The 12,567-nt window shown below is 51.2% G+C and carries 16 protein-coding genes and 1 other RNA gene; 11 read left to right on the forward strand and 6 right to left on the reverse strand.

Annotated features, from left to right (window positions below; translation table 11 throughout):
* Positions 1 to 7 precede the first annotated feature (7 nt).
* The gene (apt, locus tag ACQE32_RS09590) at positions 8 to 559 is read right to left on the reverse strand and encodes an adenine phosphoribosyltransferase (protein WP_085067686.1); all 552 of its coding nucleotides are present in this window, start codon (positions 557 to 559) and stop codon (positions 8 to 10) included.
* A gap of 207 nt (positions 560 to 766) precedes the next feature.
* A complete protein-coding gene (locus tag ACQE32_RS09595; RefSeq protein ID WP_426974603.1) occupies positions 767 to 1,144 on the reverse strand; it encodes a DUF454 family protein in 378 nt (125 codons plus the stop codon).
* Between the two features lie 129 nt (positions 1,145 to 1,273).
* On the opposite strand from ACQE32_RS09595, the gene ACQE32_RS09600 reads away from it, so the two are divergent.
* Together ACQE32_RS09600 and rsmS are read left to right on the forward strand one after the other, a co-directional pair.
* Positions 1,274 to 1,516, forward strand: a complete 243-nt coding sequence (locus tag ACQE32_RS09600; protein WP_426974604.1) for a GlsB/YeaQ/YmgE family stress response membrane protein — start codon at positions 1,274 to 1,276, stop codon at positions 1,514 to 1,516.
* Between the two features lie 10 nt (positions 1,517 to 1,526).
* A complete protein-coding gene (gene rsmS / locus ACQE32_RS09605) occupies positions 1,527 to 1,682 on the forward strand; it encodes a pleiotropic regulatory protein RsmS (RefSeq protein WP_426974605.1) in 156 nt (51 codons plus the stop codon).
* Between the two features lie 7 nt (positions 1,683 to 1,689).
* Here the strand turns inward: rsmS and acrR are convergent, their stop codons facing one another.
* A complete protein-coding gene (acrR, locus tag ACQE32_RS09610) occupies positions 1,690 to 2,319 on the reverse strand; it encodes a multidrug efflux transporter transcriptional repressor AcrR (protein ID WP_426974606.1) in 630 nt (209 codons plus the stop codon).
* 140 nt (positions 2,320 to 2,459) lie between these two features.
* Here acrR and ACQE32_RS09615 point away from each other — a divergent pair, with 140 nt between their 5' ends.
* The 7 genes from ACQE32_RS09615 to ACQE32_RS09645 all read left to right on the forward strand — a co-directional run bounded on the left by ACQE32_RS09615 (position 2,460) and on the right by ACQE32_RS09645 (position 8,894).
* Entirely contained in the window at positions 2,460 to 3,656 is a 1,197-nt protein-coding gene (locus ACQE32_RS09615; protein WP_426974607.1) for an efflux RND transporter periplasmic adaptor subunit, read from the forward strand.
* A gap of 17 nt (positions 3,657 to 3,673) precedes the next feature.
* Positions 3,674 to 6,823 (forward strand): efflux RND transporter permease subunit, encoded by a 3,150-nt coding sequence (locus ACQE32_RS09620; RefSeq protein ID WP_426974608.1) that lies wholly within the window; start codon positions 3,674 to 3,676, stop codon positions 6,821 to 6,823.
* 183 nt (positions 6,824 to 7,006) lie between these two features.
* Entirely contained in the window at positions 7,007 to 7,264 is a 258-nt protein-coding gene (locus ACQE32_RS09625; RefSeq protein ID WP_085067693.1) for a type B 50S ribosomal protein L31, read from the forward strand.
* Positions 7,265 to 7,279: 15 nt separating this feature from the next.
* A complete protein-coding gene (gene ykgO / locus ACQE32_RS09630) occupies positions 7,280 to 7,420 on the forward strand; it encodes a type B 50S ribosomal protein L36 (protein WP_085067694.1) in 141 nt (46 codons plus the stop codon).
* A gap of 345 nt (positions 7,421 to 7,765) precedes the next feature.
* Positions 7,766 to 8,119 carry a hypothetical protein gene (locus tag ACQE32_RS09635; protein WP_426974609.1) on the forward strand — a complete coding sequence of 118 codons (354 nt, stop codon included), beginning with the start codon at positions 7,766 to 7,768 and terminating at the stop codon, positions 8,117 to 8,119.
* A gap of 148 nt (positions 8,120 to 8,267) precedes the next feature.
* Positions 8,268 to 8,648 carry an Hha toxicity modulator TomB gene (tomB, locus tag ACQE32_RS09640; protein WP_085067696.1) on the forward strand — a complete coding sequence of 127 codons (381 nt, stop codon included), beginning with the start codon at positions 8,268 to 8,270 and terminating at the stop codon, positions 8,646 to 8,648.
* Between the two features lie 27 nt (positions 8,649 to 8,675).
* Positions 8,676 to 8,894 (forward strand): HHA domain-containing protein, encoded by a 219-nt coding sequence (locus tag ACQE32_RS09645; protein WP_071883698.1) that lies wholly within the window; start codon positions 8,676 to 8,678, stop codon positions 8,892 to 8,894.
* Positions 8,895 to 8,933: 39 nt separating this feature from the next.
* Here ACQE32_RS09645 and ffs read toward each other — a convergent pair.
* Positions 8,934 to 9,030: signal recognition particle sRNA small type (ffs, locus tag ACQE32_RS09650), an RNA gene on the reverse strand.
* 210 nt (positions 9,031 to 9,240) lie between these two features.
* Here ffs and ACQE32_RS09655 point away from each other — a divergent pair.
* Positions 9,241 to 9,549: an MGMT family protein gene (locus ACQE32_RS09655; RefSeq protein WP_426980973.1), complete on the forward strand. Its 309-nt coding sequence runs from the start codon at positions 9,241 to 9,243 to the stop codon at positions 9,547 to 9,549.
* A gap of 30 nt (positions 9,550 to 9,579) precedes the next feature.
* Here ACQE32_RS09655 and ACQE32_RS09660 read toward each other — a convergent pair whose 3' ends face one another.
* Entirely contained in the window at positions 9,580 to 10,134 is a 555-nt protein-coding gene (locus tag ACQE32_RS09660; protein ID WP_250652063.1) for a YbaY family lipoprotein, read from the reverse strand.
* A 215-nt stretch (positions 10,135 to 10,349) separates the two neighbouring features.
* On the opposite strand from ACQE32_RS09660, the gene tesB reads away from it, so the two are divergent.
* Positions 10,350 to 11,210 carry an acyl-CoA thioesterase II gene (gene tesB, locus ACQE32_RS09665; protein ID WP_426974611.1) on the forward strand — a complete coding sequence of 287 codons (861 nt, stop codon included), beginning with the start codon at positions 10,350 to 10,352 and terminating at the stop codon, positions 11,208 to 11,210.
* Between the two features lie 54 nt (positions 11,211 to 11,264).
* On the opposite strand, the gene amtB is transcribed toward tesB, so the two are convergent.
* Positions 11,265 to 12,548 carry an ammonium transporter AmtB gene (gene amtB, locus ACQE32_RS09670; protein WP_427021671.1) on the reverse strand — a complete coding sequence of 428 codons (1,284 nt, stop codon included), beginning with the start codon at positions 12,546 to 12,548 and terminating at the stop codon, positions 11,265 to 11,267.
* Between the last annotated feature and the right edge of the window lie 19 nt (positions 12,549 to 12,567).

Raw genomic sequence — 12,567 nt, forward strand, 5'->3', positions numbered from 1 at the left:
GGGAAACTCAGTGGCCCGGGAAGGCGACCAGGCTGTAGCAATCAATACCCAGCGCGTTAAGGCGGGCTTCGCCGTTCAAATCGAACAGGTTGATCACAAAGGCGGCGTCTTTCACTTCACCACCGGCGCGGCGGATAAGCTTAGCGGTCGCTTCAATGGTGCCGCCGGTAGCCAGCAGATCGTCCACCACCAGCACCACATCGCCTGGCTTAATCGCATCGCGATGCAGTTCAAGCTGGTCGCTGCCATATTCCAGATCGTAGGTTTCGCTATAGGTTTCCCGCGGCAGTTTGCCCGGCTTACGCACCGGCACGAAGCCAACGCCCAGACCCAGCGCTACCGGCGCGCCAAACAGGAAGCCACGCGCCTCGGTACCCACTACCTTGGTAATTCCCCGATCGCGGAAGCGTTCAATGAACAGATCAATCGTTGTGGCGAAAGCGCGCGGATCTTCCAGCAGACTGGTAACATCACGAAACAGGATACCCGGTTTCGGATAGTCCGGAACGCTTTTAATACTGTCTTTAAGAAATTCAAGCTGCTGTGCAGTCGCGGTCATAATGTTATGCCTGGTGAATACTAAACTGACTCGCGCAGCCTCGCTTTACGCTGACGGATAATTCCGCAGACGAAAAATAAGGAAATCAGGGAAGCCACGCACGAAAACGAACAAATCTAAGCAAACCGCAGGACAAATGCAACTCTGTTTGCCATGCTGGCAGTTTAAGTGTTTGAAAATCGATAAGGTAAAAAGTCAATTTATGCCTTAACCCTCGGTTTTATCCCCTGCAACCACCGGCATCCGCCACATAAACAGCAGCAGCGCCGCTAACATACAGAGCAGCATAATCCGCAGCCAGAAGATTTTCACCAGCCAGATTGAAATGGCGAAGGTACAGATAATAAGCACTATGGCGCGCGGTTTTACGCCCGGTGGCAGCGCACGGTATTGCTGCCAGTGACGCAGATACACGCCAAACCAGGAGCGATACAACAGCCATTGATGAAAGCGTGGCGAAGAACGGGCAAAGCACCAGGCAGCCAGTAAAATAAACGGCGTGGTCGGCAGCAGCGGTAAAACCACACCCAGCGTGCCCAGCACGATCGCCAACCAGCCAATAATCAGTAAGATGATACGCTGCATGCCCTGTCCCGTGAAAAAACTACCGGGATCACTTTATCACAGCCCGCGGGCTGTGCTGCAGCCGCTGACAGGCTATTTTATCTATTGTTATTTACAGGTTTAAAATTGGCGCTTAATAAGGACATCAATATGGGACTGTTATCCTGGCTGGTTGTGGGTCTGTTGGTTGGTCTGACAGCAAGCAAATTGATGTCAGGGCGCGGCAGCTGGCTACCAACGTTGGTTTTAGCGACCATTGGCGCCCTGGTCGGCGGCTATGTTAGCGTGTATTTTAACTGGGGCACGCTGGCCAGCCTGCATCCGCGCGCGCTGTTGCTGGCGCTGACGGGTGCATTACTGCTGACGGCGGTTGCACGGGTTATACGACGTTAAGGAGCACAATATGTCGCTGGAAAGCGCCTCTGATGAGATAAAACTGGCGGTGGATCTGATTATGCTGCTGGAACAAAACGAGATCCCGCCAGAAACCGTGCTGGCAGCGCTGGAGATTGTGCGCCGTGATTTTGAAAAAAAACAGCAATTTTCTGTACTTAGCTAAGGACGGGCTAACTGAGATTGGGGCTGGTTTTTAGCATATCAATCAGCGTTTCCACCAGGATCGGCGCATCCTGTTCAATATCGAAACTCTCTGGCATAAACAACCAGTTTTCGACAATGCCGGTAACATAGCCGCGGATCACAATCGTCGCCCGCCGCATATTAAGCTCAGCGGGCAGTTGTCCGGCCTTGATGCAGTGGCTCAGGGACTGCTCTATCTTTTCGTAACATTCCAGATAGAGGTTCTGCTGCATAATCTGTAACGGCAGCATTTCACCCACAAATTCACATTTATGGAAAATAATTTCCAGCAGTGAGCGCCGCCGTTTGTCGCGCGCTGGCGCTTCAAAAACATAACGCAGCATGGCGCGCATCACAGAAAGTGGATCGTCTGGGTATTTTGCCTGATACTCTTGCTCAACGTCCTCCAGGCCAGTCTCAGACTGCGCCCAGATCTCATTCAGTAGATCGGTCTTGTTTTTAAAATGCCAGTAGATAGCGCCACGCGTTACGCCAGCCGCGGTGGCAATATCAGCAAGCGAGGTCGCCGAAACACCGAATTCCGAGAAGCGTTCAATGGCGGCATCAATAATTTGATGTCGTGTTTCAAGGGCTTGCTGTTTGGTTTTTCGTGCCATAGTGAGTGCTTTTACCAAGCGGCAGATTTACATACATTTGCGAATGTATGTACCATAGCATGACCATAATTTAAACGCAGCAATGGCTCAACGGTTTGTGATCCATTGACCAATCGATATCGAACACTCGAGGTTGATTTATGAAAAATAACAGAGGGTTAACGCCTCTGGCGGCCGCCCTGATGCTTTCAGGCAGCTTTTTGCTTACAGGATGTGATGATAAGTCCGAACAGGCAGGCCAACAGCAGCAGGCGCCGGAAGTTGGTGTAGTAACGCTGAAAAGCGAACCGTTGAAAATTACCACGGAGCTACCGGGCAGGACCTCCGCCTATCGCGTGGCGGAAGTACGTCCGCAAGTTTCAGGCATTATTTTGAAACGTAATTTTGTGGAAGGCACCGATATTAAGGCTGGCGAATCGCTGTACCAGATCGACCCTGCGCCTTATCAGGCCGCTTATAACAGTGCCAAAGGCGATCTCGCCCAGGCGCAGGCCAATGCCCAAATTGCCGCCGTCACGGTAAAACGTTATCAGCCGCTTCTGGGTACGAAATATATCAGCCAGCAGGATTACGACCAGGCGATGGCCACGCAGAGCCAAACGGCCGCCGCAGTAGCCGTCGCTAAAGCTAACGTGGAGACGGCGCGCATCAATCTGGCCTACACCAGGGTTACCTCTCCTATTAGTGGCCGTATCGGTAAATCGTCTGTTACCGAAGGCGCGCTGGTGCAGACCGGGCAAACCAATGCGCTGGCGACCGTACAGCAGCTTGATCCAATGTATGTCGACGTGACCCAGTCCAGCGATGAATATCTGCGCTTGCGTAACGAACTGGAGTCGGGCCAGTTAAAGCAAACCGACGGCAAAGCCAACGTAACGCTGATGATGCCTGATGGTACCGAATATCAGCATCCAGGTACCCTGGAATTCTCTGATGTTACCGTTGATGAGACAACCGGCTCGATTACGCTGCGTGCGGTGTTCCCAAACCCGGATCATCGTCTACTGCCGGGTATGTTTGTTCGTGCGCGTCTGGAAGAAGGCACCAATCCAAACGCTATCCTGGTTCCGCAACAGGCGGTAACCCGCACGCCAACCGGTCAGGCAACGGTAATGGTGGTGGGCCAGGATAATAAAGTGGCCATGCGTAACGTGACCGCTCAGCAGGCAATTGGTGATAAGTGGCTGGTAACCCAGGGCGTACAGGCTGGCGATCGCGTGATTTCGGTCGGCATTCAACGTGCAAAACCTGGCGCACAAGTCACGCCACAGGAAGTAACAGATGATGCGAAAGCGAAGCAGCAGTCGCAACAGCAATCTGAAAAACCTCAGTCTTAAACAGGAGCCACTGATACATGGCTAAGTTCTTTATCGATCGCCCCATATTTGCGTGGGTAATCGCCATCATTATCATGCTGGCGGGTGCGCTATCGATTCTTAAGCTGCCGATTGAGCAATATCCAAACGTTGCTCCCGTAGCGATACAGATTAACGCAAACTATCCAGGTGCGGATGCTAAAACGCTGCAGGACTCGGTAACGCAGGTTATTGAGCAGAACATGAACGGTATTGATGGATTGATGTATATGTCCTCCAATAGCGATTCATCCGGCTCGCTGCAGCTGACCCTCTCTTTCCAGTCGGGTACTAATGCCGATATCGCCCAGGTGCAGGTACAGAATAAACTGCAGCTGGCGATGCCGCTTCTGCCGCAGGAAGTTCAGCAGCAGGGTATCCAGGTTGAAAAATCCTCCAGCAGCTTCCTGATGGTAGCGGGCTTTGTGAGTGAAGATGGCAGCATGACGCAGAACGATATTGCGGACTTTGTCTCTTCAAACATCAAAGACCCTATCAGCCGTACCACCGGCGTGGGCGATACCCAGCTGTTTGGTGCGCAGTACGCTATGCGTATCTGGATGGACCCGCATAAGCTGAATAATTATCAGCTGACGCCGGTTGACGTGGTGAATGCGATTTCTACGCAAAACGCCCAGGTCGCGGCCGGTCAGTTGGGCGGTACGCCGCCGGTGAAAGGTCAACAGCTTAATGCCTCAATCATCGCGCAAACGCGTCTGACCTCCACGGAAGAGTTCGGTAAGATCTTACTGAAAGTAAATTCGGATGGATCTCAGGTTCGTCTGCGTGATGTGGCAACCATTGAACTGGGCGGTGAGAACTATGAAATCATCGCACGCTTTAACGGCCAGCCCGCTTCCGGTCTCGGTATTAAGCTGGCAACCGGTGCTAACGCGCTGGATACTGCCGAAGCGGTAAAAGCTGAGCTGGCGCGTCTTTCGCCCACTTTCCCTGCCGGGTTGAAAGTAGTTTACCCTTATGACACCACACCGTTTGTTAAAATCTCTATCTTTGAGGTGGTAAAAACGCTGTTTGAAGCGATTTTGCTGGTGTTCCTGGTCATGTATTTGTTCCTGCAAAACTTCCGCGCCACGCTTATCCCAACGATTGCGGTGCCGGTGGTTCTGTTAGGGACCTTCGCCATTATTAATGCGTTCGGCTACTCGATAAACACCCTGACGATGTTCGGGATGGTGTTGGCTATCGGCTTGCTGGTGGATGACGCCATCGTGGTGGTAGAGAACGTCGAACGCGTTATGGCTGAAGAAGGGCTGTCGCCAAAAGAAGCGACGCGTAAATCGATGGGACAGATCCAGGGCGCGCTGGTAGGTATTGCGCTGGTGCTCTCCGCCGTGTTTGTTCCTATGGCCTTCTTTGGTGGCTCGACCGGGGTTATCTATCGTCAGTTCTCCATTACGATTGTTTCTGCAATGGTGCTGTCGGTAATTGTGGCATTGATCCTGACTCCGGCGCTCTGCGCCACCATGCTGAAGCCGATCAAAAAAGGCGATCACGGCAAAACCACCGGTTTCTTCGGTTGGTTTAACCGCCTGTTTGATAAGAGCACTAACCACTATGTGGATAGCGTTGGGCATATCGTACGCAGTACCGGTCGTTATCTGCTGCTTTATCTGCTGATTGTAATCGGCATGGCCGTGCTGTTTATGCGTCTGCCTACCTCGTTCCTGCCGGAAGAGGACCAGGGTCTGCTGTTGGCCCAGGCTCAGCTACCCGCAGGCGCAACGCAGGAGCGTACGCAGAAGGTGCTGGATGAGGTCACTCACTATTTCCTGACCAAAGAGAAAGCCAGCGTTGAGTCGGTGTTTACCGTTAACGGCTTCGGCTTTGCTGGTCGCGGACAAAACACCGGTATCGCCTTCGTCAGCCTTAAGCCGTGGGAAGAGCGTGGCGGCGCAGAAAACAAGGTGCCAGCCATTGCAGGTCGCGCCATGCAGGCGCTCAGCTCAATTAAAGATGCCATGGTTATTCCGTTTAACCTGCCGGCAATTATCGAGCTGGGTAACGCCACCGGTTTCGACTTTGAACTGATCGATCAGGCTAACCTGGGTCATGACAAACTTATGCAGGCGCGTAATCAGCTGCTGGGCATGGTGGCACAGCATCCTGATACGTTAGTGGGCGTACGCCCCAACGGTCTGGAAGATACGCCGCAGTACAAGCTGACGGTTGATCAGGAAAAGGCACAGGCGCTGGGCGTTTCCATTTCCGATATCAACACCACGCTGGGCGCTGCCTGGGGTGGCTCGTACGTTAACGACTTTATCGATCGCGGCCGCGTGAAAAAAGTCTATGTGATGGGTAAAGCCGATTCACGTATGCTGCCGGACGATATCAATAAATGGTACGTGCGCGCGTCTAACGGTGATATGGTGCCCTTCTCTGCCTTCTCTTCAGCGCAGTGGCAGTATGGTTCGCCGCGCCTGGAACGCTATAACGGCCTCCCGGCCATGGAAATTCTGGGACAGGCGGCACCAGGCCGCAGCTCGGGTGATGCCATGGCATTGATGGAGGAGTTAGCTTCACAGCTGCCGCAGGGTATTGGCTATGACTGGACCGGTATGTCCTATCAGGAACGCCTTTCCGGCAACCAGGCACCTGCGCTCTACGCCATTTCACTGATTGTGGTGTTCCTGTGTCTGGCAGCGCTCTATGAGAGTTGGTCAATTCCGTTCGCCGTTATGCTGGTAGTGCCGTTAGGGGTGATTGGTGCCCTGATCTTCACTACGCTGCGCGGTCTGAGTAACGACGTCTACTTTGTGGTAGGCCTGTTAACTACCGTGGGGCTATCAGCGAAGAACGCGATATTGATTGTTGAATTTGCCAAAGATCTAATGGAAAAAGAAGGGAAAGGACTGGTGGAAGCGACGCTGGAAGCAACCCGTATGCGTCTGCGTCCTATCCTGATGACCTCTCTGGCATTCATCCTCGGCGTATTGCCGCTGGCTATCAGTACTGGCGCAGGTTCTGGCGCGCAGAACGCGGTAGGTACCGGCGTCATGGGCGGCATGGTAACGGCGACTGTGCTGGCTATCTTCTTTGTTCCTGTGTTCTTTGTGGTGGTGCGTCGCCGCTTCAGCAAACATAAGGAAGAGCTGGAACAGGGCCATCCTGTAGAACACCAGCATTAATAATGCGTTAACCAGAGGCCACTTTATGTGGCCTCTTTTTTTACCTGGTTCATCCCCTGCCCAGGCTGTTATCCCTCGCGGTTCACTTCATCTTCTGTGCGGCAGCATCGACCCGTTGCATAACGCAAATGAAAGGCGCATAATTAATTTATGTTATGATATAACATATCAAAAGGAGCCGCTATGAAACCGGGTATTCATCCCCATTACCGTACCGTCGTTTTTCACGACACCAGCGTCGATCACTACTTTAAAACAGGTTCGACGATTAAAACCGACCGGACAATTGAAATCGACGGTGAAACTTTCCCCTATGTTGCGCTGGATGTCTCTTCTGCTTCGCATCCACATTATACGGGCAAGCAAAAAGACTACAGCCGTGAAGGAAGCTCAGCGCGCTTTAATCAACGTTATGGCCGTTTTTTCGGCAAAAATGATTAAGGAGAAAAAGGGGTTATGAAAGTTTTAAGCTCGTTACGCGCGGCTAAACAGCGTCACAAGGACTGCAAGATAGTTCGCCGGCACGGTCGCGTATATGTCATTTGCAAAAGTAATCCGCGCTTCAAAGCCGTTCAGGGCGGTAAGAAAAAACGTTAAACAGGTAGCAGGCTGGCGATTACGCTGGCCTGATACTTTTTTTGCTCAATCGCTTTTTATTCTCTGCTTTTCATCACGCTAAACAGCAATCAACCACTGCGGCTTAAACCATAGCTGTAGGAAAATTGTATCCTTTTATGTCAATAAAGTAGCTTGATTGGGCTATCGCTTTGCTCTAAATTTATAAAATTCAACGAAGTAAGTTTACATCAGTTAAACATTAGCCTGTAAAAGCATGACATTTACTGGCATAAATTTAGGCTCAATATTAATTAACCCTGCTTGTCTTCTGGCATACTTAATCTCATTCTTATCCTAAGTCTGGATACGCTCAGCGGAGGTAAAGTGAGAAAAATTATCCCGTGCGATATTTTGCAAGATGAGAGAAACCCGCTAAAATTAAAAAGTCTAATCCTACAGAATATTCCCAAAATAGAAAAAATGCTGATCGGCGACCTGCAATGGTATTCACAGAATGCGCTTTTTGTTCCGGGATCGGTTAAGATTATTTCTGTAGAGCCAATAAATGATGAAAGATATAAACTGTACTATCAGTTCGACTGGAATGTATTCAATGCTTGTCTTGACATTAATCAGACAGAATCCCAACGGGAAAGCGTTGAGTTTGAGGTAATTCCTGGCGCACTGGCCTTTAATTTTATTGATGATACGCGCCCTTCCACCGCCGATGAACTTTAAATTTACTCATACCTTATCTGAAAAGAGCAAGCTTACGTTATATTTACCTTGTCTGATCAACTAACGAATCTTAATATTAACCCTATAGTACGGTGCTTTTTTCACTGTTTCGCATGCAGACAATGGTCGATGTATGGAGGGAAAAAAGATGGACGAATACTCACCGAAACGGCATGATATTGCCCAGTTGAATTTCTTGTGTGAAAATCTGTACGACGAAAGTATGGCAACGTTAGGTGACAGCCATCATGGCTGGGTTAATGATCCTACGTCCGCTTCTAATTTACAACTGAATGATCTGATTGAACATATTGCTTCATTCACTATGAATTATAAAATTAAGCATGCTGAGGATGAGGATCTCATTGTTCAAATAGATGATTACCTCGATGATACCTTTATGCTTTTCAGTAATTACGGCATCAATGTCCAGGATCTACAACGCTGGCAGCGTTCCGCCAGACGTTTGTTTAACCTTTTCGCAGAAGAGTGCGCTCAGCTTCCTTTACAGCCAAGCCATTCATTTTAGCAACCGTTAATTTATTATGGTTTAACCATGACAGAAAAAATTATGACCAAGACTGACTATCTAATGCGCTTAAGACGTTGCCGATCCATTGATACACTTGAGCGTGTTATTGAAAAGAATAAATATGAATTACCTGATGATGAACTGGCTGTTTTTTATTCTGCTGCGGATCATCGTTTGGCTGAATTAACAATGAATAAGCTGTACGATAAAGTCCCAGTATCAGTATGGAAATATGTACGCTAAATAGATGAGGAATAACGGGATGGATAAAAATGGTGGGGGCCCTGCCAGCTACATCCCGGCACACGCGTCACCTGCTGCGGCTGCTTCCTTCCGGACCTGACCGAGTTCACAAGTTAGCGTTGCGGGAGAACCAACAGGGCCCCCATTGACGTGCTCCGTTACAGAGCGAAGGCATTATCAATGATGCCTGGGGTAAATGCAAGCCGCAGGCCCTCAACCGTTGTTTTATTAAACAACCCTCCGTTTTTCTTGAGTATTTTCTCTCATGGCAGTGTTACCGCTTTGGCATATTTCTTTGCATGCTGCTTTTTGCGAGGATAAGCACAAACCTAAAGCAGGAGCCGCTATGGAAAATGACTCTTTCTCTCAGCGTGTGATACAGGTTATCGCCGCTATTCCCTTTGGCACCGTTGCTACCTATGGCGATGTGGCGCGCCTGGCCGGCTCGCCACGTGCAGCGCGTCAGGTTGGCGGATTATTAAAGCGTCTGCCTGCCGATAGTCGCCTGCCCTGGTATCGGATTATTAACCGCCACGGACAGATATCCCTGCAAGGGGATGATTTGCTGCGGCAGCGTGATGCGCTGGAAGCGGAAGGAATTGAAATCAGCGATGCCGGAGAAGTTGATCTGGCGCGTTACCGATGGCAATGGTAAGGCCAGCAACGCTGGCCCCCATAAACATATTTAGAAACTGGTTGGTGCAGGTATTGATGAGGATGGAGTAACCTGAGTCGGCGACGTAGACGGAACGGTTGTCGCTGCGCCACTGCGGGTCGGCATAGCAACCGATGTAGCCGGAACCAGGGTTAAGTCGATTTTTGTTCCGCCACTATTGATTGCCGGTTTAACCGATTCGGTCATAAAAATAACCTTATTATCCTGAGTAATCGCTGCGCTTAAGAGAATGCGCGCGTCAGGCTGAATATCGGCCGGGTTAAAAGGCAAAGTAAAACGGAAAGGCGCCTGTTTACCCTCGGTAAGAACCACGCGCTGCGCCAGCACTTTGGCCGGAGCGTTCGCCAGGGATGCGTCTGAAAGGGTTACCGTTAATGCTGCATCCGGCGGTAACGCCACTTTTTGCCGGATATAGATGGAACCGCTCACGTTGGGTTGGGCAATAACGGGTTGTCCTGCTAACTCTGCGCCCGGCGTGGGAACAGGAATATTTGCACTTTTATCTGCACAACCTGCAAGGGCAACGGCCAGCGCTGCTCCGCTCATTACATGCCAGAATTTCATTGATAACCTCTCCTTCTGATCAATGTCGTGTCGGCGACAAATTGGCCGAAACAGCTATAAGACGCTGTATGTGCTTAATTCTGGCACAGGATCCGCTTTTTTGCCTGGCGACTGCCGGGTTCATTTTTATTAACTGAACCTTTAGCGTCTGGCACAGTTGCAGGAGCTGGTCGGATCTCGCAAACTAAAGCGGTAATGTTATTGAGGAACATCTGATGAGCCAGGCATTAAAAAATCTCCTTAACCTGTTGCAGCTGGAGAAACTTGAGGAAGGCCTGTTTCGCGGCCAAAGCGAGGATTTAGGTCTGCGCCAGGTTTTTGGCGGGCAGGTCGTGGGACAGGCGCTGCATGCCGCCAAGCACACCGTGCCTGTGGAAAGGAATATCCATTCTTTCCACAGCTATTTTCTGCGACCGGGCGATAGCCAGAAAGCGATTATTTATGATGTCGAAACGCTGCGGGATGGCCACAGCTTCAGCGCGCGCCGCGTTGCCGCTATTCAAAATGGCCAACCTATCTTTTACATGACCGCCTCCTTCCAGGCACCGGAAAGCGGCTTTGAACATCAAAAACCGATGCCTGATGTTTCCGGTCCGGAGGGACTGCCCAGCGAAACGGAGATTGCCCAGCGGCTGGCCGACATGATCCCGGAAAAGGTGCGCGCAAAGTTCCTTGCCGAAAAGCCATTAGATATCCGCCCGGTAACCTTCCACAATCCGTTAAAAGGTCATGTCGATGCGCCAACGCGCCAGGTGTGGCTACGCGCTAACGGTGCAATGCCTGATGACGCGCGTATCCATCAATATTTGCTGGGCTACGCTTCCGATCTGAACTTTCTTCCGGTTGCGTTACAGCCTCACGGCAAAGGTTTTCTGGAGCCAGGTATGCAGGTTGCCACCATCGATCACTCTATGTGGTTTCACCGTGCGGTGGATTTGAATCAGTGGCTGTTATACAGCGTAGAAAGCACGTCGGCTTCCGGGGCGCGCGGCTTTGTACGTGGAGAGTTTTATACCCAGGAAGGCGTGTTAGTTGCTTCCACGGTGCAGGAAGGCGTAATGCGTCAGCGCAGTTGATACCATGAAAAAGGACGATACCGGGTATCGTCCTTTTCTTTTATTTAATGTCGATTACTGATTATAAGCATTCTCGCCGTGGCTGTTAACATCAAGCCCTTCACGCTCCTGCTCTTCCGGCACACGCAGTCCTACCAGCATGTCCGCGACTTTGAAACCTATAAAGGCTACCACGCCGGTCCAGATGATTGTTAAAATCACACTAAACAGCTGTACCCAAATCTGATGGCCCATGGTGACGCCCTCAGCGTAACCCACGCCGCCCAGTGAAGAGGAGGCGAAAACACCGGTGAGGATGCAGCCAATAATGCCGCAAACACCGTGTACGCCGAACACATCGCACGGGTCATCCACGCGCAGCCATTTTTTCAGGACAGTGACGCCCCACAGGCCGCCGAGGCCGCCAATCAGACCAATCAGCAGCGCACCGCCAACGCCAACGTAGCCACAGGCAGGCGTAATCGCTACCAGACCTGCGATAAAGCCGGAGCTGGCACCAAGCAGCGAAGGCTTTCCACGCAGCGCCCATTCGCCAAAGGTCCAGGAGAGTACGGCACCCGCTGTGGCTACCACGGTGTTCAGGAAAGCCAGCGCAGCAATCTCGTTGGCCGCCGCCGCTGAGCCGGCGTTAAAACCAAACCAGCCAACATAGAGGATCGCCGTGCCGGTAAATACCATCGGCAGGTTATGCGGTTTAAATGCCTCTTTGCCAAAGCCTGCGCGTTTACCTACCAGGTAAGCACCAACCAGGCCGGCAACGGCGGCGTTGATATGAACCACGGTTCCGCCTGCAAAATCGAGCGCGCCATCCTGCGCCAGGAAGCCGCCCGCCCAGACCATATGGGCAATAGGCAGGTAAGCCAGCGTCAGCCAGATAACCACAAAGATCAGTACGGCTGAGAAGCGAATGCGCTCGGCAATAGAGCCAACAATCAGTCCAACGGTAATACAGGCGAAAGAGGCCTGAAAGACCACGTGAATGTATTGATAAATGGTGCCGCTTAATGCCGTCAGGCTGATATTTTTCAGCATTAGCCACTCCAGGCCACCGAAAAAGGCGTTACCTTCGCTAAATGCCAGAGAGTAGCCATACAGCACCCAGATTACGCACACCATAGCGAAGGTCACAGAGACCTGCGTCAGCAGTGACAGAACGTTTTTAGCGCGGATCAGGCCACCATAAAAGAGCGCTATCCCGGGAATTGTCATAAACAGCACCAGCGCGGTGCAAATCATCATAAAGGCGTTATCCGCCTTATCCGCAACGGCAGGCACCGCCATCGCCAGCGATGGTAACAGCGCCAGGCCAGCGAGGCCTTTGGTCATTAATTTATTCATTTTATTCCATCCCATCACA

Source organism: Pantoea sp. FN0302 (genome assembly GCF_050113775.1).
Classification (GTDB): domain Bacteria; phylum Pseudomonadota; class Gammaproteobacteria; order Enterobacterales; family Enterobacteriaceae; genus Mixta; species Mixta alhagi.

What these genes read in the sequence shown, in the direction of transcription:
- apt (WP_085067686.1), bottom strand. Translation starts at nt 559, where the DNA reads ATGACCGCGACTGCACAGCAGCTTGAATTTCTTAAAGACAGTATTAAA.
- ACQE32_RS09595 (WP_426974603.1), bottom strand. Translation starts at nt 1,144, where the DNA reads ATGCAGCGTATCATCTTACTGATTATTGGCTGGTTGGCGATCGTGCTG.
- ACQE32_RS09600 (WP_426974604.1), top strand. Translation starts at nt 1,274, where the DNA reads ATGGGACTGTTATCCTGGCTGGTTGTGGGTCTGTTGGTTGGTCTGACA.
- rsmS (WP_426974605.1), top strand. Translation starts at nt 1,527, where the DNA reads ATGTCGCTGGAAAGCGCCTCTGATGAGATAAAACTGGCGGTGGATCTG.
- acrR (WP_426974606.1), bottom strand. Translation starts at nt 2,319, where the DNA reads ATGGCACGAAAAACCAAACAGCAAGCCCTTGAAACACGACATCAAATT.
- ACQE32_RS09615 (WP_426974607.1), top strand. Translation starts at nt 2,460, where the DNA reads ATGAAAAATAACAGAGGGTTAACGCCTCTGGCGGCCGCCCTGATGCTT.
- ACQE32_RS09620 (WP_426974608.1), top strand. Translation starts at nt 3,674, where the DNA reads ATGGCTAAGTTCTTTATCGATCGCCCCATATTTGCGTGGGTAATCGCC.
- ACQE32_RS09625 (WP_085067693.1), top strand. Translation starts at nt 7,007, where the DNA reads ATGAAACCGGGTATTCATCCCCATTACCGTACCGTCGTTTTTCACGAC.
- ykgO (WP_085067694.1), top strand. Translation starts at nt 7,280, where the DNA reads ATGAAAGTTTTAAGCTCGTTACGCGCGGCTAAACAGCGTCACAAGGAC.
- tomB (WP_085067696.1), top strand. Translation starts at nt 8,268, where the DNA reads ATGGACGAATACTCACCGAAACGGCATGATATTGCCCAGTTGAATTTC.
- ACQE32_RS09645 (WP_071883698.1), top strand. Translation starts at nt 8,676, where the DNA reads ATGACAGAAAAAATTATGACCAAGACTGACTATCTAATGCGCTTAAGA.
- ACQE32_RS09655 (WP_426980973.1), top strand. Translation starts at nt 9,241, where the DNA reads ATGGAAAATGACTCTTTCTCTCAGCGTGTGATACAGGTTATCGCCGCT.
- ACQE32_RS09660 (WP_250652063.1), bottom strand. Translation starts at nt 10,134, where the DNA reads ATGAAATTCTGGCATGTAATGAGCGGAGCAGCGCTGGCCGTTGCCCTT.
- tesB (WP_426974611.1), top strand. Translation starts at nt 10,350, where the DNA reads ATGAGCCAGGCATTAAAAAATCTCCTTAACCTGTTGCAGCTGGAGAAA.
- amtB (WP_427021671.1), bottom strand. Translation starts at nt 12,548, where the DNA reads ATGAATAAATTAATGACCAAAGGCCTCGCTGGCCTGGCGCTGTTACCA.